Genomic DNA, 20421 nt, shown 5'->3' with positions numbered 1-20421 from the left:
GGTAATTGTTTTGGTTGGCTTCTGATTAACTTTGGATTACAAAGTCTGATGCAGTTAGTGATATATTGCCAGTTAAATTGGCAAACTCTGACCCAGTTCCAAAGCCAGCCGAAATGCCATTTTGATTGTAAAAAAGCTCCCCACTGCTTTGGTTATAAACAATTTTGGCAGAGCTAATGGCAGCCCCAGTATTGCTACTAACTACGGCGAATTCATTAACAATACTAAACCCATTACCAGCCCTGCAAAGCAAGGCTGCAAACGTAGTTTTATCCAGGATAATTTTATCGCTGCCTTTGACGAAATCCGTAATTCGGTCAATGCCAATGGCTGCACTGGTAAAGGCAGCGTTTGTGTTGTAGAAGAAAAAATCGTTATTACCGCCACCTGTTAGAACGTCATCACCTGCCCCACCAATTAGGGTGTCATTACCTAACCCCCCAATTAAGGTATCCTTACCACTTCCGCCGTTGAGGGTATTATCTCTTGTGTTACCTGTCAGAACGTTGTCAAGAATATTGCCTGTTCCATTAGTAGCTCCTTCCAGCAGAATTAAGTTTTCTACATTAGCTTCTAGAGTATATCCTTGAGTAGAAATATAAGGTGCTTTAACGGTATCGATTCCTTCACTTGCGTTCTCAATGATAATTTCATCACCTACGCCACCCACCATGTAAGTGTCATTACCAGTGCCACCCTTCATTTACATCCGCGCCTAAATTGGCAATTAGAGTGTCATCGCCTGCATCGCCGTTCAGTGTGTCAGTACCATAACCACCATCAAGGGTGTCATTGCCTGCACCACCATTCAAGATATTGTTACCGACACCTTCACCAGTCAGTTTATTATTTAGGCTATTACCAGTTCCGTTACTTGCGTTTGAGCCTGTCATAATCAGGTTTTCTACATTGGCTGTCAGAGTGTAAGTAACGGAGGCTCTGACTGTATCAACTTCAGTACTGAGTGTAGAGGTTTCGGTGACGATATCTCCAATGCTGTCAACAATGTAGGTGTCGTTTCCAGTGCCACCAGTCATACTATCATTACCTGCACCCCCATCAATAGTATCGTTTCCCACACCACCGTTGATGGTGTCATTTCCACTGCCACCGTTGATAATGTCATTTCCACCGCCACTATTAATAATGTCGTTTCCACCAACAGTATTGATGGTGTCATCTTTGCTAGTGCCTGTGACTGTGAACTCCTCAATGTTATGAAAACCAACGAAATCCAAACGAGTGTTGTCTGTACTGCTGACTTGTCGTATAGCAGTGCCATAAGTACTACTACCATTGAAACGCATACCAGTACCAGTATCGCCAACAGAATAGTCCACTATTAGGCGGTCAATACCATCACCGCCATAAACAGTGTCACCATCATTAATACTTCTACCAGCTAGTCCAGCGTTAATGGTGTCGTTACCAGCCCCAGTTTTGATTAGGTCATTAGTGCGAAGAACAGCACCGTTAACAATTCCAGTATGGGTAACAATGTCGTTGCCACTGCCTGTAGTGATAGAAAATCCCTCAAAATTAATGGCAGTGACAACACCAGAAACATTGATATTTAAGAGATTGGAGAGATTGAGGTTAGCCGTTTGTGTGGAGAGGTCAAGCGTAAGGTAGTCTAAGCCTGAACCACCATCTAGAGTGCCAGCAACAGCAATCACACTATCATTACCAGCACCTGCTTTAATGACATTGTTTCCATAGTAAGTTTTGATGGTGTCATCTTTGCTAGTACCGATGACGGTGAATTTCTCAATATTTTTGAAGGCGATGTAATCCAATAGAGAACCGCTTTCATGTCGATTAGCAGTGCCTAAATTAGGGTTAACACCACTATTAAAAGACATACCGCCCCCCGTATCACCAGCAGAGTAATCTACAATCAGGTGGTCAAAACCGTCACCACCATCAACATAGTCATTTTTACCCAGTCCTGGGTTAATTGTGTCGTTGCCTGCACCAGTGCTGATAGTGTCATTGCTACGAAACACTGTACCATTAGCAAAAACTGGTCTGATAACAGTGTCGTTGCCGCTACCTGTAATAATTTCCATGATTTTCAGTGTGTGTCTTTAATGTGGGTAAACGCGATCGCTCAAATAGGAAATATCTATTCTGGTATCTTCCCTTGGGTTGGGATTTTACGCAAAATCCACGGGCAATTATAAAACTTTATTAATTTCCAACTAAGTTATCAAAAACAACAGCCGCATCCATTAAAAGATAGGACTGGCGACAACTATGACCAAATCTATCCCGGCAATATTCCTCAAATGTTTTGTGGGTCGAACGGTATCTGCAATCGCGTAATTCTGCCAACGCCTTCCCTGTCTCAAAAAATGCTCTTTCCACACGGCAGGCGCTCTAAATGTAGGCGGTAAGCGTAGCCATGCCGTCAGGCTTATCGCGTTGTTCTTCCTCCGTTAACTCTGGAACTTCAACAGCCGCAGGATGCATACCTGTCATCTCGACAAGCTTTAAAAAGCCACGAGTTAGTGGCAGCGAAAACAGAATCCAGAAGTCAGGAGCCAGTTAATATCAATTTACATTGAAGCTGCATAGAAAAGAGCCTCAAGAATAAAGTCATAAAAAGTTAAAGAAATAACACGTTCCGATGTGATTTTACTGAGAACCTCGTTGAGGCGATCGCGAAGTTCTTCAAGGGTGTTGAATACCTGACCCTTAATTTGAGATTTGAGAAAAAGCCAAAACCTTTCAATAGGATTGAGTTGGGGACAATAGGCAGGTTGGCAGATAGGAATAATATTTTCAGTCCATTTCAACTCCTTAACGGGTGACAACATGGTTAAACCGCTTGTTTCATAAGGGATAGAGCCTGAAAGCCACGTTGAAAAAATAGGCGTTTGTGAGGCTTGAGAGCCATTAACAAGAGAGCTAAATCAGCCCATAATTCCATACCATATATCCATAGTTGTCCGTAAAGAGCAAAGCTAAAATCGCTGTGGCGAGGGGTCTGGTCATTGTGTTCTTTAATACGTCCGGCATAAGTTTCTATGCCTAGATTTTGCATCTGTTGACCATGCATTGTAGCTAAACTATAAGCAATTACAATCAATAATACTAAAGCTAAAAAACGAGTTTCATTCACTTTGGTATCTTCTAGGTTATAACCACCCGTCTTACAATCTTTGAAGAATTGCTCAATCCCCCATCGGCAGCGATAGAGGCATAAAGTTTGTTGAAGAGTTGGTAAATTCGTTAAGATGTACCAAGGCTGTTTTGAGCCATTATTGCGGTATTTCCTTTTCCAATAAACAGCGATGTTAAATAAACCCAATTCATCCGCTTTACCACATTTAACCCCCACATAAAACTTTGACATTCCTGGCTGAAAACCTTGGTCTTTAAGTACCTGATATTCAAGTCCTGGTTGTGACTGGAAGTGAAGGTCTTTTTTCTGACGTAAAGCAAAGTAGATTCCTTTATCATCAAGCCATTTAGCGAGTTTAGGACTATGAAATTCTCTGTCTGCCAACACCACAACTCGACATTTTTTCAACAGCTTCATCGCCGTATTTATCAATCGTTTTTGCGTTTGTAAATTACTGTTTCCCACATGATTTAATGTTTCCCAATATAGTGGTAAGGCATGAGTACCCCATACCAATGTCACCATAAATACATTCCGCCCAATCCAAAAGAGTTCTATCCAGTGCCACCATCCAATAACCATATTTTTGATGCTTTTTCTTGTCGAAATAACGTCGCTGTTCTCGATTTAATTTATGTCCTGTTCTCTGTTGTCTGATCCAATATTTGATCAGGGGAAACCACAATAATTTCACGCAGAGATTACCTCCCACTAAAAATCTTTGTAGATTGCGTTTTCGACTTTCATATGTAATTGCTTGCGGAAATAAGCTGGCCAATGTTGACAGCTTTACTTGTCGATGAGCTTGTATCAGTAACAACAATAACTCTAGTGTCAGATACTGCTGTTCACTCAAGTGCTTGCGGAAGATAGTTTGATATGATTGTGGTAACAGTTTATTTTTTTGTGGGGGTTTACTTCCCCCTATTTTTTTACCACCTTATTTTCTCAAATTCTTACCACATCTCATCTTGAGCCACCTTGTCACCCGTTAAGGAGCTTGACCATCGACGCTGGGAGCTGTGTAGCCAACTTTTTTAGAACCATCATTATTAATCGCTGAGGCCTTGATAATAGCGTGAATACAATCTCTATCAGCGATCGCATCCTCTAATCGCTTTAAGACTACAATCCCTACACCTTCACCGATGACAGTTCCTTTTGCCTTGGCATCAAAGGCACGGCAATGTCCATCGGGAGACAAAATTCCTCCTTCTTGATAAAAATAGCCAGATTTTTCTGATCCAGATATGCAAACTCCACCCGCCAAGGCCAGATCGCATTCACGATCTAGCAAACTTTGACAGGCTAAATGTACAGCGACTAATGAAGTAGAACAACCAGTTTGGACAGTGATTGCTGAACCATTTAGATTTAATTTATAGGCGACTCGTGTAACTAGGTTATCTGGGCGATTACTATGTCTAATTTCGTCAAAACCGACAAGTTTTATTAGGTCAGGGTTAGAAAAAATATTCAATAAAAAGTAACTGCTAACGCTGGCACCACCATAAACACTAATTCTACCTTCATAGGTTTCAGAATTGTAGCCAGCACTTTCGAGCGCCTCCCAAGCAACTTCTAAGAAAAGGCGTTGCTGCGGATCGATGATTTCTGCCGCTCTGGGTGAATAATTAAAGAATGAAGCATCAAATAATTCTACATCTTCCAGTTCAGCGTTTGCTTTAACATAGTTAGGGTTATTCAGAATACTTTTGTCTACACCCGCAGACTCCAGTTCTATATTGGAAAAAACCGAAATTGATTCCACCCCATTCTGTAAATTATGCCAAAATTCCTCCAGGTTTTTGGCTTTTGGGAAACGCCCATTTATACTTACAATGGCTATCTCATTAAAAATTTCTGAAGCCTCTAAATTGTTTTTCATTTTTCAGTCCAGATTTTTTAATTTAAAGTTTTTGCCGAAACTGGGTTCTTAGTTGTCTTTCATTCATCCGACTTCTAGCTCTGTTATGGCTTTCTTCTAAAGAAGATTCTTCGCTTTTTTCTTTATTCAATAACTTTACTAAAGAACTGATAGTAGGATGTTCAAATAAATCAGTTATGGATAAATCTTGATTAAAAAGTTTTTTCAGTTTGCTATGAATTTGCACAATGAGTAATGAATGTCCACCGAGTTCAAAGAAGTTATCATCAATGCCAACTTTTTGAACATTCAGTGCCTCTTGCCAGATAATAGCGATCGCTTCTTCTATCTCAGTTTGAGGTGGCTGATAAGTTGCTTCTAATTCTGGGCGATAACCATCTGGTTCTGGTAACGCACTGCGGTTCACCTTTCCATTTGGCATTAGTGGCAGCACTTTGAGAATCACGAAAGCCGAGGGCATCATATATTCCGGCAGTTTTTCTCTCAGAAACCTGTGCATATTACTAACACTGGGTGTCTGTTTTTGCTTAGGAACAATATAGGCAATCAACCGCTTATCTTCTCGCAGCAAAACCACAGCTTGTTGTACTTCTGGATGTTCACACAGCACCGTCTCAATCTCGGAGAGTTCAATCCGGAAGCCCCGGATTTTTACCTGATGATCTAGCCGTCCGATAAATTCAATGTTGACATCAGGTAGGTAACGTGCTAAATCACCAGTTTTGTAAAGGCGATCGCATTTTGAATTTCCAAAGGTGTTGGCTAAAAATCTCTCTGCTGTTAGTTCGGGTCGATTTAAATAACCCCGAACTAAAGAGGCTCCACCAATATACAATTCACCTGGTACACCAATGGGTACGGGTTGCATCTGCCGATCTAACAGATAAATCTGTATATTCGCCAGTGGACGACCTAGTGGAACTGTTTTTGAATTATGACTAGCTTGGTTATTCTGAACGGCGAAGGTAGTAACACCCACGGTAGCTTCTGTTGGGCCGTAGTGATTGAAGATCGAGCAATCTGGTGCTTGCTGCTGAATCTGCTCGATTAAATCCCAAGTTGCAATTTCACCTCCCAGGATCAGTCTTTGGCGAGGCAGAATGGACTGAGATGGAGCAGATGCTAGGAGACTGGCAAGGTGGGAGGGGACAATTTTCAGGCAGTCGATGGAATGTTGGCGGTTGTATTCAGCTAAAGCTGCTGAGTCAGCAACTCGCTGGGAGGATATGATATGCAAAGTGCCACCTGTGCAAAGAGAAGGAAAGATAACGGTGTTACCCAAGTCTGCGGCTAAGGTGGAAACACTAGCGAAGCTAGGTGCTGCGGGTAGATTTAATCTTTCTGTGATGCTATTGAGGTAATTAACTAGTTGCTGGTGTTCAATGGCTACTCCCTTTGGTCTGCCAGTGGAACCAGAGGTAAACACTACATAGACTAAATTCTCAGTCGTTACCTCACTGTTGGGATTATCATCGTCGTACTGAGCAATCATGTTCCAATCAGTGTCTAAATTAATGACCAATGACGCTTGAGCATCCTGCAACCGGAAATCAAGACTTTCCTTTGGTAATGTTGGGTCTAGTGGTAAGTATGCTCCACCAGCCTTGAGGATGCCCAAAAGTCCAATAATCATTTCGAGCGATCGCTGCAAAGAAACCTTTAGCTACATATCACATCGAGTGTGGCAATACCTTTGGCGGTGGTCTAAGCGTAGACACCCCAGCAAAAATACAAAGTGGATTCGCAAGCGTTACTTTAAAACCATTAAAGGTAACAGATGGACGTTCGCTTGTACAACAAGCGACCGCAGACGTAAGGATAAAGAACTTATCTTATATCAAATAGAAAAAACGACCATCGAACGCCATATAAAGGTAAAAGGCGACGCAAGCCCCGACGACCCTTCATTAAAAGAGTACTGGGAAAAACGCCACCAAAAACATGGTAAATCTCGCCTTGATAAAGCCTCCAAGCCATACAAGATAGCGGAAAACCAGAAATGGAAATGTCCATTATGTGGCGAACCTTTATTCAATGGAGAGGAAATCGACATCCATCACATAGTACCTGTGGCAGAAGGAGGAACAGATGACATGGAAAACCTTCAGCACCTGCACAAAGCGTGTCATAAGCAGATACATAAAACCCAAGTAAACGAATCTGTTTCGCATTGGACAAGAAGCGTTAACCAATGCATTTAAGTATGCAAATGCCAGCGAAATCTGCGTTGAGTTGCGGTATGAGCAATGCCTGCGACCGGCGGAGCGATGCCTGCGGCGGGCTACGCCTACGCAGATCGTCTTGCATATCAAAGACAATGGGCAAGGATTTGAAGGCAGTAGTCTGTCGGTCGGTCGGGGCTTTGGATTACTCGGAATGACCGAACGCGCTCAAAGAATTGGGGCAGAATTGACGATTCAAAGCCACCTTGGGCAAGGAACAGAAATCATTGTGAGAGTAGAAACACTATGACCGAATGGCACTAAGAAAAGCTCTAAGCTATGCAGGATAAGCACTACAGATTTTAAAGCTATTGAAGAATGAATAAAAGTCTTGGGATGGAAGAGGTGAAAGTTTAGGATGCAATGCCTGCGTAGCTTGCCGCCGTAGCCATCGCTCGCAGAATGAACGTTGAGAGTACGCTTTGCTTCCGGTGAACTGCATAGCTACCGACTCATGGCGGGTACACCATCGCTGTGCCTGGCAGAGACTGTGGAATCAAATGTACGGTTTGCCCAAAATTTATTTTAGATAGGAAAAGCTTACTCGTTCATGAAATACTTTCTTGAAGACGAGCAAGCCAATATAACTACTACTACTGTGACACTACGAGTAAAAATCCTCAAGGATAAATTTAATCAAAGTTTGGGATTGCCTTTTAAAGAGCTATTACCAGCAAGTGTAATTGAGGTAAGGATTCAGGTGGCAGAGTATTGACAAGGAGGACACTTGAGGGTGAGTATCACAAATATGAACCAAAGCCAGCCTGAAGAATTAGACCGAGAAAGTTTGAGCCAGTTGCCCAAAGAAGAACTGGTGGAGATGCTTATTCAGCAGGCTCAAGTGAACAGAAAGTTACTCGAATCTATCCAAGAACTCAAACAAGAGATAGAAAAGCTTCGTGTCATAGCTAATCTAGATAGCAAGACTTCATCAAAACCACCATCAACTGACCTGCTCAAAAAATCAGAAAAGAACAAATCCAAAACTGAATCATTGACAGATAGCCCGAAACGCTCTCCAGGGGGGCAAGTAGGACATAAAGGGAAGACCCATAAAGGGTTTGACAGAGTAGACCGTTATGAAATACTTCGCCCACAAATATGTTGTTGTGGTCAAGCAGAATTTATCCTCCAACCAATAAAAGTTGATTTTCAACAAGTAGCACAGTTGGTGGAATGTCCAATAGAAGTAGTGGAGTATCATCGCCATACTTTATTGTGTCAGTATTGTGGGACATTACAAAGCGCTGACTGGTCGCCTGAGATCGTACCAGGACAAGATTTGGGTGTGAGACTTCAAGCATTTTTAGGATGGATGGGTAATTACGCACATTTGCCTTACGAAAAACAACAAGAGATGTTGTGGGAACTGGGTCAAATTGATATTGGAGTTGGGACTCTAGTTCGCACCAATGAGCGAATTACTCAAGCCATTGAACCGAGTATTTTGGAGTTGAGAGACTGGGTACAGCAGGAGCAACCGAATATCCATGTGGATGAAACTCCGTGGCCAGTTAAAGGTTTAAAAGAATGGTTATGGGTAATTGCTAATCCGCATTTTTGTTTATTTACTGCTGCTGATACACGCTCTCGCGCCGAGTTAGAAGCCATCTTAGGAACTGAGTATCAAGGGGTACTCAACAGTGACGATTTTAGTGTTTACAATGGTTATCCAGTTAACGCTCAACAGAAATGTTTGGCTCATCTACGTCGTCACTTCAAAAAATTAATCTTAATTCCAGGACTTCACAACCAAGCTATTGGTGAAGCGTTTGTTAATTTGATTGATGAAGCTTTTATAAATTATGCTCAGTGGTTTGAGACTCTTGACTCAACCAGTTACAACGATTGGGTCAATCAATTCAAATCTAAGTTGCAATCCTCACTCAATCAGTGGATTGGCAAGGCAGGAGCTACGGCAGGAAACCTTTTACGTTCTTTACGAGATAAAGCTCATCAGTGGTGGTATTTCCTTGACTATCCTGAAGTTCCTCCTGATAACAATCAGGCTGAACGATCGCTTCGCCTAGCTGTCACAAAACGTAAAGTCAGTGGCGACTCTCGTTCAATGGAGCGATTTCAACACACTGCCGATTTATTGACGGTGGTGCAGACTTGTCGTCGTCAAGGCAAGTCTATTATTGATTTTTTTTGTACAAGCACTACTGGTTGATTCTAATAATTATCTGTCTCCCCCATCTCTACTTCCTAAATATTAGACCTGAATCCTTACTAATTGAGGAAGCGATGAAAGAGCTAAAAATTAGATATTATCAGCGATTATTTGACCCAATAGTAACAGTCTGGGCATTTTTATCTCAAGTTTTAGATAGCGACAAAAGTTGCCATCATGCAGTGAGTAAAGTCATTGCTTATTTGGCAGGGGAAAGAGTATAAATTCCATCAACTGATACAAGCGCGTATTGTCAAGCGCGGTCTAGATTACCAGAAAAGTTGTTAGAAAAACTTTTTATTCAATCTGGAGAAAGCTTAGAAAAAAGGGTAGTAACAGAACATTTATGGCGTGATCGAAATGTGTTGGTAATAGATGGTTCAACTGTGTCCATGCCTGACACTGTAGAGAACCAGAAAGAATATCCTCAACCTTCTACTCAAGCATCTGGATGTGGATTCCCAATTGCGAAAATCAGTGTGATATTCAGTTTAGCTACTGGAGCCGCTATTGCACTATGCATAGATGTTCTGAACACGCATGATATAAAATTAGCTAGGAAGTTATATCAGTTTCTTAATCCATTAGATATTCTTTTGGGAGATAGAGCATTTTGCGCTTATGCCGATTTTATTTCTATTAAAAATATAAATAGTGATGCAGTTTTTAGGAAACACCAAGCCCGAAAAACCACGATGCGTAAAGGCAAAATTATTGGGAGTTGTGACAAGATGGTAACTTGGTATAAGCCTAAAAAATGTCCACAAGGATTGAGTAAAGATGAATTTTATGCTTTACCTTCAAACAGAACGGTGCGAGAGATTTATTATTACATTGTTGTTCCTGGCTTTCGTACTGAACAAGTTAGTTTAATTACTACTCTCCTAGATAAAACAACTTATTCTACTTTGGATATTGTTGGGCTTTACGGTAAACGTTGGGATGTTGAACTAGATTTGAGACATCTAAAAACTACTCTAGGAATGGATGTTTTGCGCTGTAAAACTCCTTCTATGGTACGTAAATAAATTTATGTTTATTTGCTGGCTTACAATCTACTTCGTAGTTTGATGTGGTCGGCAGGTACTACTTATGGCACTTCTCCATTACGCAAATCGAAAGCAAGGTACTCGCCATCATTTAAATAACTTTATTCCCCAATTGTTAGCCGCTTTTTCTCAAAAACGTCTTCAAATTTATTTCACTTTACTTAAAGTTATTGCTCACAAGGCTGTGAGCGATCGCCCCGCAAGAAGTGAACCACAAGTTCGGAAACGTCGCCCAAAAGCTTATCCCTTGATGACCAAACCCCGGCATGAATTACGCAAGCAATTGCAAACTGCTTAAACCACAAGTGTTTTGGCTTTTCTTAGTGCCATTCGGGTCAAGATCCTTAAACTCCAGCTCACTGCTACGAAGGCTACCCCGCTAGATTGAAGCGATCACAGGTGGGCCAGAGCAGAAGCTAGAGCAAGCCAAACAGATGATCAATGGGAAATCTGTCAAGAAGTTCAAGTCAAGTTGATCGTAACCGTTCGATGTCTCGCATCGGTGGTGCACCGAACAAGCGGGAGTATTCTCGGCTGAACTGTGAGGGACTTTCGTATCCAACCTGATAGGCAGCAGAGGTGGCATCGCAACCTTCCGTCAGCATCAGGCGACGGGCTTCTGACAGTCTTAACTGCTTTTGATATTGAAGTGGACTCATTGAGGTCACTTGCTTGAAATGCTGATGAAACGACGAAGTAGACATTCTCACTTGCTTTGCTAAGTCCTCGACTCGCATCGGCTGAGTAAAGTTAGATTTGATCCGTTTGATCGCTGAAGCAATCCGCTGCATACTGCTGCCGGATGTAGCAATTTGGCGCACGGCTTCACTTTGTTCTCCCATTAGCAGACGGTAGTAGATTTCCCGAATCATCATCGGTGCCAGCATGGGAATATCTTGGCGTGTATCTAAGAGCTTAGTGAGTCGAAGGGCACAGTCGAGCAACGTGGCATCAGCGTTGCTTACAAATAAGCCTCGGACAGAGTTTTCTTTCTTCCCCGAACTGAAATTCATTTGAGCAACCATCTCACAGAGCTGCATTGAATCTAGAGTCAGCTTTAATCCTAAATACGGTTGATCGGGTGTCGCCTCAACAATACATCTACCGAGGGGAAGATCAACTGAGACAACAAAACATTGCCCTGCCTCATAAGTATACGTTTCTTTCCCCAACACCATGTCTTTCTTGCCTTGAACGAGAAGGGCGAGACCCGGTTGATAATCTTGGTAGATGATGGTAGAGGATGCATCCGATCGCGAAAGGCTCAAGGGTGCGATCGCAGTTGGATAGATCCGGATGCCATTGGGTTCGGTGTGCCGCGCTACTAATGTCGCCAGCGCTTGGCACTGCTCTGCAACGACATCAGAATTGGGAATTTTGACTGTCATGGTAAAACCTCAATTCATTCAACGCCCTACACGATTATAGAATGCCTTCAAGTTATCCACGTTGGAGAAATAGGCAAAGATTAAAGAGCTTTAGGCATTGGAAACGCTGGATCAAATTTGTAGGATGAAAGCATCTCAAACGTTACAGAGTCCAACAGAACAATGCCGCATTGCTTTCCTTAAACGATTAAAAACTTTTTGGAGAAAATGGCAATTCGTCCAAACAAACTTTGTTAGCAGTTTTACGCCTCTAAACCAATCAATAACAACTCAAGCAATTAGCAGGAGAACCTATTTATGCAAAATACTCCCCAACAAATGAAAGCAATGGCGGTTGACGAGTTCGGTCATGCTGACAAGCTGACGTTGCACACCTTACCCGTGCCTACAGTAGACGCGGGCGAAGTTTTGATTCGCATCGAGATTGCCGGAGTTGGCGGCTGGGATGCGCTGGAGCGGGAAGGTGAACTGGTGTATAACAAAGTTCACTTTCCGCGTGTACTGGGCGGCGAATGTGCAGGCACTATTGTTGCGATTGGCGATGGCGTAGAGCGTTTTGCTGTTGGCGATCGCGTTTACGCCCAGAGCTTCATGAACGACAAGGGCGGTAGCTATGCAGAATACGTCGTCGTCTCTGAAGAGACGGTCGCGCCGATGCCCGATGGTCTCGATATGTTGATGGCGGGCGGGCTACCCATTGCTGGTGTAACGGCACTCAGTAATTTGCAAGTGTCGGGGACAGGCAACAAAACCAAATTGATGCTGTGGGGCGCGAGCGGTGGCGTCGGTCACGTTGCGCTACAACTGGCTAAACGCATGGGCGCGAACGTTTTCGCGATCGCATCGGGTGCAGACGGTGTAGCTTTGGTTAAGCAGTTGGGGGCGGATGAAGCAGTAGACGGACATAGCGACGACGTTGTGCAACGCGCCCGTGCCTTTGCGCCCGATGGCTTCGATATCGCGCTGGTGCTGGTGGGCGGCGACACCGTTCAATCCACGCTGAGTTTGGTACGTCAGGGCGGAACGATCGCCTTTCCTAATGGCGTGATGCCCGAACCATTAGCACCCGACGGTGTGGAACTCAAGAAAGCAAATGGGTTCGCCAACCGGATGTTGTTAGATCAACTCAACCGATTGATCGATATGGGTGAGTTTCAAGTTCACATCGCGCAGACATTTGGGCTGGAAGAGGCCGCACAAGCGCAGTCAGCGATGAAACAGCACTATCTGGGCAAAATCGTGTTGCGCGTGAGCGGCGAATAAGAGTTGATTGAATTTCCAGCTTTTACAATAACTCTACTCTCAACAAACCCTGTACAGAATGAAAGCATCTCAAGAAAACCCTCAAAAAGTCAGGGAGATGATGCTGTATTGCTTTCGTTAAATCACTAAAAAATTCTTGGAGAAAGTAACGATATGTCTGAGCAAACGAACCTTGGCGGCAATTTTACGCTGCCGAACACCTCAATCACAATGAAGCGCATAGGCTATGGTGCTATGCAACTCGCGGGTCCGAATGTATGGGGTGCGCCACGAGATGTGGATGCAGCCGTTGCCGTTTTGCGCGAAGCGATCTCACTTGGCATTAATCACATCGATACGAGCGACTTCTACGGACCTCACATCACGAATCAGATTATCCGACAAGCGCTGTATCCCTACCCCGAAGATTTGGTAATTGTAACCAAGGTTGGAGCGCGTCGTCCTGAAGATGGCTCATGGGTTCTTGCAATGTCGCGGCAGGATCTGACTGAAGCGATTCACGACAACCTGCGTAACCTTGGACTCGATACGATCGATGTCGTCAATCTCCGCTTGATGGGTGACGGTCACGGACCATCGGAGAGTTCTCTGGTCGAGCCGCTGACGACTTTAGCCGAACTTAAGAAGCAGGGATTAATTCGTCACCTCGGTTTGAGCAATGTCACGCCTACGCAGTTGGCAGAGGCGCAAACGATCACGCAGATTGTCTGTGTGCAGAACCAGTACAACGTGGCACACCAGGAAGATGACGCTTTCATTGACGACCTCGCACAGCAGGGCATCGCTTATGTGCCGTTCTTCCCGCTGGGCGGGTTCACGCCGCTACAATCTTCGGTACTTGAAAGCGCCGCCAAGTCTTTAGACGCAACACCGATGCAAGTAGCGCTGGCATGGTTGCTTCAGCGCTCCCCCAATATCTTGCTGATTCCCGGCACGTCATCGGTTGAGCATTTACGTCAGAATGTCAAAGCTGCGGTGCTGCAACTGGAGCAGCAAACGGTGGCTGACCTGAACGCGATCGCAGCAAAACCGCTGGCAGATCGCTTCAGTTAGTAATTTGAGCTTTGACACAAACTGCTTGACAAACTCTTGGCACAAGAAGGATACCAATATTTACCGAACGTACTCATATGGACACTGAAGCACCTTTATATTGAGTTCGACAAGGTATCACGATCGCATAGCACTTTCATGAAGGCAGCTATTTCGCCAACGCCTGACTCGCATTCGTATTCGTATGAACAAAATCAATTTTGGTAGTGAGGTGACGTTTAGCGATATCCCCAAGCTACATCACCTACACCCCCACTAGCCAATTGCACACCACAGACCTACAGTCGCTCCCAAAGTTAACCCAAAAAGAGCCACTGCCCCAAATACCCATTCCAGTAAGGTGAGTCGCAACTCTTGGAGACGCTGCGCGAACGCTCCAATTCAAAATTCAAAATTAGTAATTCAAAATTAATTTTGCATTTTGAATGGGAGCATTTTGAATTAAAAAACCTCAGCCTCGCCTTCCTTGGAGACTAACTCAGTGTAGAACTGACCAGCGCTGTCCAAACCTTGCTGCAATTTCAGCTTCAGCCCCTTCCACCCCTGAACAGCCTCATCTAATGTTTGGGGAATATCAAGAGATTCCGTGTCAATACCTGGTGTTTGTAACTCTATATTGTCCGTGACTGACACCGACTCACTAAGAAACAGTTCGTCCCGATTTAACCACTGCCAAAAAATCGAATCACGCTGGTTATCAGGGGCAACGAATTGATAAACACACTCCCGATTTTCACGCTTGCCCAATCGACCGACATAATCCAACTTCAAATCAATTTTGGCAAGTAACTTCTGAGCGATGTCTACGACGGGCTACGCCTACGCTATGGAAGTAAGTTTTTCCGAGATAGTCACATTCAAGTAATTTTTGATAACGTGCCGATGCTTTACAGCCAGCGCTTTAAACTCCACCATCTTCTCGTCACTGCCCCGCAATTGAACGTCTGGTGTAAGAAACTGCAACAGATTCAAATTTTCGAGTAACAGTACAGCAGGTAATAACTGTGTAATTTCCTTACCATTAAACTGAAAGTGAGACTCGCCAAGATATTTATAAGTAAGCTGATATTTCTCATTTTGCTTATCAGTTACTCTTTGATGAAATAAATAACAATTAACATCTAAACTCCCAAACAATTTAGTTTCTCAACAACTAAATTATTTGGCAGTATTCCTGATTTTAATTGTTCCAGAATTGGAAACATTATACTTGAGTTGATGTCTACTTTAATATATTAAATTAAGGCTACAGATTTTATTAAAATTATTGAAAAAGTTAATTTGTTTAACTATATCACCTGTTTATAAGAACGGTAAAAAGTATTAACAGAGATTAGAATAAAAGTAGTATTAAGTTACTGAATCGTTCGCTTGATAAAAAACACTTATAGTGTGGCAATGTCCAAAAACAAATCAGCCAAAAAACAAAAATCAAGTGCATTTGACAGCCAATTTCAACAATTAACCGTTGGGCAGTTTTATCGCTCAATGTCTAAAAAATATGGAATTGGTTGCGTTGTAATTAATTATTTAGCTCACCCGACAACACGTACTTTACTTAAAGTAGCAAGCTACGCATTGCCGACAAGTAATGATTTACTGCCAATGGATAGAATTGTTGTGGCTGGACTCAACCCAGAAGAAACTATCGCATACGTCCGCTTAACTAGCATCAAAGAAGAATCAGTTTTAGCTCTCACGCACATGAGCGCCCGAATTATGGATGAGGTCGTAAATGTCCACAAAAACGATGAGATAACGCTTTTTAGATAGTCATTAGCACGATGAAGAAGTCATGGGTACAGGGGGTGCAGAGGAAAATCCTTGTATAAGTTCTTTCCCCTCTGCTCCTCTGCTCAACACCATACTAAATTTGCATCCAAGCCGCATTTATTTTTTGTAAGCTATGCAAATCAGCAATAGTATTTGCGAGGTTGCCAATACTCTCAAAATCACCATCGGGCGCTCTGACTATATTTATAATGCTCTCAAGTGCGCTATCGTGCCATCCTGACTCAAGTTGGGCTACAGAATCTATCTTTAAAAACCTCCGTTAACACTTTGTCTTTTAGTTTGACATGGTATAAGAGTTTTAATTGGTCAGAATCTGCTCTTGGTTTTTTCTCGTCCCAAATCAAGACACTAGTCCAATTGAGATCCAGGTTGCTCCCGTAACTTGTATGTGAACGCACGAAAGTGGGTGTATTTGTTTGAGATTATGAAGTTGAATATACAAGTAAAAAAGTTAGTTTTTTTTGCTTGGGAGGAACTGACCTTTTAGCGATCGCAATCTGTGCCGAAAAATCACCCCATCCATTCAGTCCACTGTGGGGCATCTGTCACCAGTTGAGCAAATATTGTCAGGGTCAAGACGACCCTCAAACTCCAGCATCACGCCGCAACGCTCATCAATAGTGAGGGTACTGAGTAATTCTTTAACCTATAAATTATCAGCAACTATATCAAATCCTTATTGTTAGGTTCTTTAGAGACATACAAATTTTCTCTAAAACCCTTACACAAAAAGGGTTATATATTTCTGGACATGTCTAATAATTGCAGAATAAATTGGAGTGGAATTTTTACCCAATCAGAGCGATTATTTAGTTCATAGCCTAGTGCATCAATTGCTTGTTCTAGAAGATAGGCAAAAAGCAGCACATCTAGTTCTTCTCTTGTGTTTGGAAGGAAAGATTCTTGATTAGCAGTTTCTAAATAAGAGTTCAAAAAGCTAGTACTGACCCAGGTATACCAAAACTGTCCCCATTGTTCTATAAGGGGTAAATTTTCAGGCAGGATCATCCCAGATTCTTTTTGATAGCCCAGAGCCTCGTTAATTGCATAGTTGAAAGATAGCAACATTCCTGCTACATCTTGTAGAGGCGATCGCTTGATGCGTCGTTCGCTTAAACTGCGATCTGCTTTGCCTTCAAAATCAGTAATCAAAAAGTCTTTTCCTGTGTAAAATACTTGCCCCAATTGGTAGTTTCCATGATAACGAGTCCGCAATGCAGTAATTTTTTGTCTAACAACTGACTGAAAGCGTTCTAAAATTTCCTGTTGTCTATTAAGAACTTCTAATGCTAATGGTTGAGTATTGTTCGGCAAGCGCTCTATTCGTTCTTTTAACAAGCGAAATACTTGCCCGGTTAGGTTACGTGCATTTTGATATATCGAACGTTGATATAGCGATGAAAAAGATTCTGGAGCAAAGTCTGAGCTATCTATATTTGTAGCCAGCGCTGTATGGAATTGGGCTGTGGATTTACCCAACAGTTCAACACTTTGTAGGTAAGAAGTGATAGTTGCAATTGCCAATTCTGGAATTTCAATTCTCTGTAAATCCAACAAAGAACCCGATGTCAGAGGTACTTCGGTAATAGTGGCGTGTTCTGTGGTCACTAAATCAAAATACTTTTGCAAACTGTCAAGAGTGTAGTCCCAGCCACTACGGGTATCTAAAATAAATTCTTGTAATATGCCTATAGTTGTAGGTAGGGCAGTGTTATTGCCTGTTTTTCTTGCACGGCGGTACTCTAAAGCACCAGCTAGCAAAACTGAGTGTTGCAAGCGTTTTTTCTGGTATAGGAAACGCCGGATTTCTAAATCTGGGTGCAAACCCTCCTCGACTTTACGGAAGAGTTTCAGCAACAAGCGATCGCCATAAACTATATAAGTGTGTTCTTCTTTATTTAGGACAGTCGGCTCGCTATTAGTTAACTCTTGGCGCAATTGGGAGAATGAATCTGTAGTAGTGCCAAATAATTCTCCGGTTATCCCTTTATAAGAGTGATGATTAGCGATCGCATCTAGCAGTGAGGTAAGAAAGTTTTTGTCTGCTAAAGCATCAAATAAAATTCCAACTTCTTGAGTATTGGATGGAGGAGTATCTATTTTGCCTTGCGCCGCAAGCCGTGAAATCACAGCTTGCGGCATTTCTGCCAAAAGATGTTTTGCTTGCTCACCTTCTGCATAAGCGAGAAACAACAGATATGTTTCGCGGTTTCCCTGGATATAATCTACCTGCAACCAAACAATTTGAGCTATCTGCTGGTTATAGGGTAAAGAAATCGCTTCAATGATTTGTACTGATTGTACAGTCTGAGTTTTACCGCCAAACCAGCTATAGGTATAGAGGTAATCCCGCAGTGTTGATTCTAGAATGGTTTTTGACTCTCGTTGCCCAATCACATTCTGCCATGAACCATTTACCGACAGAGTTGCTAAGTCTGCTTGGGGTTTAAGAGATTGAGTCAAGCTAGGTTTACGTTGTAAGGAGAACCAGTAAAACCCGTAAGGACTTAAGCTGAGGAAATAGGGCGATTCTGTAATCGCTGGAAACTCAGTGGAACCAAAAATTTCTATTGGTATTAGCCCATTGAAGGTTGATAAATCTAACGCCACCGTTTGCACATAACGAGATAAATTTGCGACTACCAAGACATATTCTTCAGAAGCAATCCGGCTGAAGGCAAAAACTTTGCGATTATTAGACTGTACCAATTCAAAACGCCCTTCACCCAATGCCGCAAACCGTTTGCGAGTAGCGAGTAAACGTTTCATCCAATACCAGAGAGAATTGGTATTAGTCCGTTGTGCCTCGACGTTGAGTGCTTCGTAGTGATATTCTGAGTCAACGATGACGGGTAGATATAAGCGTTGCGGGTTGGCGCGACTAAAACCAGCGTTGCGGTCAGAACTCCACTGCATAGGTGTGCGAACACCATTGCGATCGCCTAGATAAACATTATCTCCCATGCCAATTTCATCACCGTAGTAAAGTACGGGAGTTCCTGGCAAAGATAATAGTAAACTATTGAGTAACTCAATTTGGCGGCGGTCATTGCCCAAAAGCGGCGCTAATCTGCGGCGGATGCCTAAATTTACCCGCATCATTGGGTCTTGTGCATAGGCCCCATACATAAAATCGCGGTCTTCATCTGTCACCATTTCTAGAGTCAGTTCGTCATGGTTGCGGAGGAACAATGCCCACTGACATTTATCAGGAATCGATGGAGTTTGCTGGAGAATATCTACAATCGGAAAATTATCTTCCATCCGTAGTGCCATAAACAAGCGCGGCATTAGGGGAAAATGAAAGTTCATGTGACACTCATCACCCGCACCGTAATATTGAGCTGCATCTTCAGGCCATTGGTTCGCCTCAGCTAGTAACATCCGGTTAGGAAATTTCGCGTCGATGTGCGATCGCAACTCCTTTAAAAACGCATGGGTTTCGGGTAAGTTTTCGCAGTTCGTTCCTTGCCGTTCGTATAGATAAGGCACAGCATCCATGCGTAGCCCATCTACACCCATCTCCAACCAAAAATCTAAAACATCAAATACTGCTTGGCGCACCAAGGGATTGTCATAATTCAAATCCGGCTGATGGGAATAGAAACGATGCCAGCAATAAGCTTGGGCAACTGAATCCCAAGCCCAGTTAGATGTCTCAAAATCTTGGAAGATAATTCGCGCTTCTTGGTATTTCTCAGGAGTATCACTCCAAACATAAAAATCTCGCTCCTGACTGCCTTTCGGGGCGCGACGTGCCCTTTGAAACCAAGGATGTTGGTCAGAGGTATGGTTAATAATTAACTCAATAATTACACGAATACCGCGCTGATGAGCAGCCCTCAAAAACGCTTTAAAGTCTTCTAGCGTGCCATAGATAGGATTGATACTAGTGTAATCGGCAATATCGTAACCATCATCTCTGAGTGGTGAAGGGAAAAAAGGTAACAACCAAATGGCAGTAATACCTAAATCTTGTAAATAGTCTAGTTTTTCTGTCAGCCCTGGAAAATCACCAATACCATCACCATTACTGTCTGCAAAGGTGCGAACACCTAGTTCGTAGATAATTGCATTTTTGAACCATAAGGAGTCATCTTTGAAGTTGGAGTTTGGCATTTTAAGAAGATATGCGATCGCATATCTAATAGAACTATATTTTTACTTGATACGATGGCTAAGATTATCAGCTGATTTAACTTACACGAGTAATATATACATTTTCTTACTAAAGTTATAAAATTACCAAACGAGCGATATTTAGTATTTAGTGATAAATAATCATACAACCTGTGTATATATACATATCTATATTTTATTTAAAATTTTAGGTTGCAAAGCTGTAATACAGCAGATCCCCTGCTAGAACAAATCCCAAAATTGGAGAAAATAACAGAGAACTAAAAATTTTCCAGACGTGAATAAAATTAACTCTAAAACTGGTCTGACGCATCAACCAGGAAG

At 42.6% G+C, this 20421-nt stretch carries 18 protein-coding genes and 4 pseudogenes; 11 read left to right on the top strand and 11 right to left on the bottom strand.

All coding sequences use genetic code 11. From position 1 onward, the window contains the following. Nucleotides 1-25 precede the first annotated feature (25 nt). The 7 genes and pseudogenes from HWQ43_RS27235 to HWQ43_RS27205 all read right to left on the bottom strand — a co-directional run bounded on the left by HWQ43_RS27235 (nucleotide 26) and on the right by HWQ43_RS27205 (nucleotide 6648). A complete protein-coding gene (locus HWQ43_RS27235) occupies nucleotides 26-703 on the bottom strand; it encodes a hypothetical protein (RefSeq protein ID WP_292739463.1) in 678 nt (225 codons plus the stop codon). Next, complete coding sequence (locus tag HWQ43_RS27230; RefSeq protein WP_292739461.1) at nucleotides 684-2069, bottom strand: calcium-binding protein; 1386 nt, start codon at nucleotides 2067-2069, stop codon at nucleotides 684-686. The genes HWQ43_RS27235 and HWQ43_RS27230 overlap by 20 nt, the downstream gene beginning before the upstream one ends. 133 nt (nucleotides 2070-2202) lie before the next feature. Next, a pseudogene (locus HWQ43_RS27225) lies at nucleotides 2203-2460 on the bottom strand (hypothetical protein); the annotation flags it as partial. 98 nt (nucleotides 2461-2558) lie between these two features. Next, nucleotides 2559-2819 carry a transposase gene (locus tag HWQ43_RS27220; RefSeq protein WP_292739459.1) on the bottom strand — a complete coding sequence of 87 codons (261 nt, stop codon included), beginning with the start codon at nucleotides 2817-2819 and terminating at the stop codon, nucleotides 2559-2561. Between the two features lie 2 nt (nucleotides 2820-2821). Next, nucleotides 2822-4022: pseudogene (locus HWQ43_RS27215) on the bottom strand (IS4 family transposase). A gap of 102 nt (nucleotides 4023-4124) precedes the next feature. Next, a pseudogene (locus tag HWQ43_RS27210) lies at nucleotides 4125-5015 on the bottom strand (polyketide synthase); the annotation flags it as partial. A gap of 22 nt (nucleotides 5016-5037) precedes the next feature. Continuing rightward, on the bottom strand, nucleotides 5038-6648 hold the full coding sequence (locus HWQ43_RS27205) for a non-ribosomal peptide synthetase (RefSeq protein ID WP_292739457.1): 1611 nt from the start codon (nucleotides 6646-6648) through the stop codon (nucleotides 5038-5040). On the opposite strand from HWQ43_RS27205, the gene HWQ43_RS27200 reads away from it, so the two are divergent. The 7 genes and pseudogenes from HWQ43_RS27200 to HWQ43_RS27170 all read left to right on the top strand — a co-directional run bounded on the left by HWQ43_RS27200 (nucleotide 6626) and on the right by HWQ43_RS27170 (nucleotide 10757). Beyond that, nucleotides 6626-7216, top strand: coding sequence for an HNH endonuclease (locus HWQ43_RS27200; RefSeq protein WP_292739455.1), 591 nt, complete (start codon nucleotides 6626-6628; stop codon nucleotides 7214-7216). The two genes, HWQ43_RS27205 and HWQ43_RS27200, sit on opposite strands and share 23 nt — an antisense overlap. Continuing rightward, nucleotides 7176-7487: an ATP-binding protein gene (locus HWQ43_RS27195; RefSeq protein WP_366932918.1), complete on the top strand. Its 312-nt coding sequence runs from the start codon at nucleotides 7176-7178 to the stop codon at nucleotides 7485-7487. The genes HWQ43_RS27200 and HWQ43_RS27195 overlap by 41 nt, the downstream gene beginning before the upstream one ends. 300 nt (nucleotides 7488-7787) lie before the next feature. Beyond that, nucleotides 7788-7952 carry a hypothetical protein gene (locus HWQ43_RS27190; protein ID WP_292739453.1) on the top strand — a complete coding sequence of 55 codons (165 nt, stop codon included), beginning with the start codon at nucleotides 7788-7790 and terminating at the stop codon, nucleotides 7950-7952. Nucleotides 7953-7985: 33 nt separating this feature from the next. After that, nucleotides 7986-9456: pseudogene (locus HWQ43_RS27185) on the top strand (IS66 family transposase). A gap of 28 nt (nucleotides 9457-9484) precedes the next feature. After that, complete coding sequence (locus tag HWQ43_RS27180; RefSeq protein ID WP_292739451.1) at nucleotides 9485-9634, top strand: hypothetical protein; 150 nt, start codon at nucleotides 9485-9487, stop codon at nucleotides 9632-9634. Nucleotides 9635-9691: 57 nt separating this feature from the next. Continuing rightward, entirely contained in the window at nucleotides 9692-10438 is a 747-nt protein-coding gene (locus HWQ43_RS27175; RefSeq protein WP_292739449.1) for an IS4 family transposase, read from the top strand. A gap of 64 nt (nucleotides 10439-10502) precedes the next feature. Further along, on the top strand, nucleotides 10503-10757 hold the full coding sequence (locus HWQ43_RS27170; protein ID WP_292739447.1) for a hypothetical protein: 255 nt from the start codon (nucleotides 10503-10505) through the stop codon (nucleotides 10755-10757). Nucleotides 10758-10926: 169 nt separating this feature from the next. On the opposite strand, the gene HWQ43_RS27165 is transcribed toward HWQ43_RS27170, so the two are convergent. After that, nucleotides 10927-11727 carry an AraC family transcriptional regulator gene (locus HWQ43_RS27165; protein WP_292739497.1) on the bottom strand — a complete coding sequence of 267 codons (801 nt, stop codon included), beginning with the start codon at nucleotides 11725-11727 and terminating at the stop codon, nucleotides 10927-10929. A 417-nt stretch (nucleotides 11728-12144) separates the two neighbouring features. Here HWQ43_RS27165 and HWQ43_RS27160 point away from each other — a divergent pair, with 417 nt between their 5' ends. Next, nucleotides 12145-13110 (top strand): NADP-dependent oxidoreductase, encoded by a 966-nt coding sequence (locus HWQ43_RS27160; RefSeq protein ID WP_292739445.1) that lies wholly within the window; start codon nucleotides 12145-12147, stop codon nucleotides 13108-13110. Nucleotides 13111-13263: 153 nt separating this feature from the next. Then, nucleotides 13264-14163, top strand: a complete 900-nt coding sequence (locus tag HWQ43_RS27155; protein ID WP_292739443.1) for an aldo/keto reductase family oxidoreductase — start codon at nucleotides 13264-13266, stop codon at nucleotides 14161-14163. A gap of 441 nt (nucleotides 14164-14604) precedes the next feature. On the opposite strand, the gene HWQ43_RS27150 is transcribed toward HWQ43_RS27155, so the two are convergent. Next, a complete protein-coding gene (locus tag HWQ43_RS27150) occupies nucleotides 14605-14934 on the bottom strand; it encodes a hypothetical protein (RefSeq protein WP_292739441.1) in 330 nt (109 codons plus the stop codon). Nucleotides 14935-14982: 48 nt separating this feature from the next. Continuing rightward, nucleotides 14983-15300: a hypothetical protein gene (locus HWQ43_RS27145; protein WP_292739439.1), complete on the bottom strand. Its 318-nt coding sequence runs from the start codon at nucleotides 15298-15300 to the stop codon at nucleotides 14983-14985. A gap of 261 nt (nucleotides 15301-15561) precedes the next feature. On the opposite strand from HWQ43_RS27145, the gene HWQ43_RS27140 reads away from it, so the two are divergent. Together HWQ43_RS27140 and HWQ43_RS27135 are read left to right on the top strand one after the other, a co-directional pair. Then, on the top strand, nucleotides 15562-15936 hold the full coding sequence (locus HWQ43_RS27140) for a hypothetical protein (RefSeq protein WP_292739437.1): 375 nt from the start codon (nucleotides 15562-15564) through the stop codon (nucleotides 15934-15936). Between the two features lie 486 nt (nucleotides 15937-16422). Continuing rightward, nucleotides 16423-16578: a hypothetical protein gene (locus tag HWQ43_RS27135; RefSeq protein WP_292739435.1), complete on the top strand. Its 156-nt coding sequence runs from the start codon at nucleotides 16423-16425 to the stop codon at nucleotides 16576-16578. 114 nt (nucleotides 16579-16692) lie between these two features. Here HWQ43_RS27135 and treS read toward each other — a convergent pair whose 3' ends face one another. Beyond that, nucleotides 16693-20076 (bottom strand): maltose alpha-D-glucosyltransferase, encoded by a 3384-nt coding sequence (treS, locus tag HWQ43_RS27130; RefSeq protein WP_292739433.1) that lies wholly within the window; start codon nucleotides 20074-20076, stop codon nucleotides 16693-16695. Nucleotides 20077-20421: the final 345 nt, after the last annotated feature.

The sequence above is a fragment of the Nostoc sp. JL31 genome, from assembly GCF_017114965.1.
In the GTDB taxonomy this organism is placed as follows: domain Bacteria; phylum Cyanobacteriota; class Cyanobacteriia; order Cyanobacteriales; family Nostocaceae; genus Nostoc; species Nostoc punctiforme_A.
This window is presented reverse-complemented; position numbering and strand designations above follow the sequence as displayed.

What these genes read in the sequence shown, in the direction of transcription:
- HWQ43_RS27235 (WP_292739463.1), bottom strand. Translation starts at nt 703, where the DNA reads ATGAAGGGTGGCACTGGTAATGACACTTACATGGTGGGTGGCGTAGGT.
- HWQ43_RS27230 (WP_292739461.1), bottom strand. Translation starts at nt 2,069, where the DNA reads ATGGAAATTATTACAGGTAGCGGCAACGACACTGTTATCAGACCAGTT.
- HWQ43_RS27220 (WP_292739459.1), bottom strand. Translation starts at nt 2,819, where the DNA reads ATGTTGTCACCCGTTAAGGAGTTGAAATGGACTGAAAATATTATTCCT.
- HWQ43_RS27200 (WP_292739455.1), top strand. Translation starts at nt 6,626, where the DNA reads ATGCCCAAAAGTCCAATAATCATTTCGAGCGATCGCTGCAAAGAAACC.
- HWQ43_RS27205 (WP_292739457.1), bottom strand. Translation starts at nt 6,648, where the DNA reads ATGATTATTGGACTTTTGGGCATCCTCAAGGCTGGTGGAGCATACTTA.
- HWQ43_RS27190 (WP_292739453.1), top strand. Translation starts at nt 7,788, where the DNA reads ATGAAATACTTTCTTGAAGACGAGCAAGCCAATATAACTACTACTACT.
- HWQ43_RS27180 (WP_292739451.1), top strand. Translation starts at nt 9,485, where the DNA reads ATGAAAGAGCTAAAAATTAGATATTATCAGCGATTATTTGACCCAATA.
- HWQ43_RS27170 (WP_292739447.1), top strand. Translation starts at nt 10,503, where the DNA reads ATGGCACTTCTCCATTACGCAAATCGAAAGCAAGGTACTCGCCATCAT.
- HWQ43_RS27160 (WP_292739445.1), top strand. Translation starts at nt 12,145, where the DNA reads ATGCAAAATACTCCCCAACAAATGAAAGCAATGGCGGTTGACGAGTTC.
- HWQ43_RS27155 (WP_292739443.1), top strand. Translation starts at nt 13,264, where the DNA reads ATGTCTGAGCAAACGAACCTTGGCGGCAATTTTACGCTGCCGAACACC.
- HWQ43_RS27140 (WP_292739437.1), top strand. Translation starts at nt 15,562, where the DNA reads ATGTCCAAAAACAAATCAGCCAAAAAACAAAAATCAAGTGCATTTGAC.
- treS (WP_292739433.1), bottom strand. Translation starts at nt 20,076, where the DNA reads ATGCCAAACTCCAACTTCAAAGATGACTCCTTATGGTTCAAAAATGCA.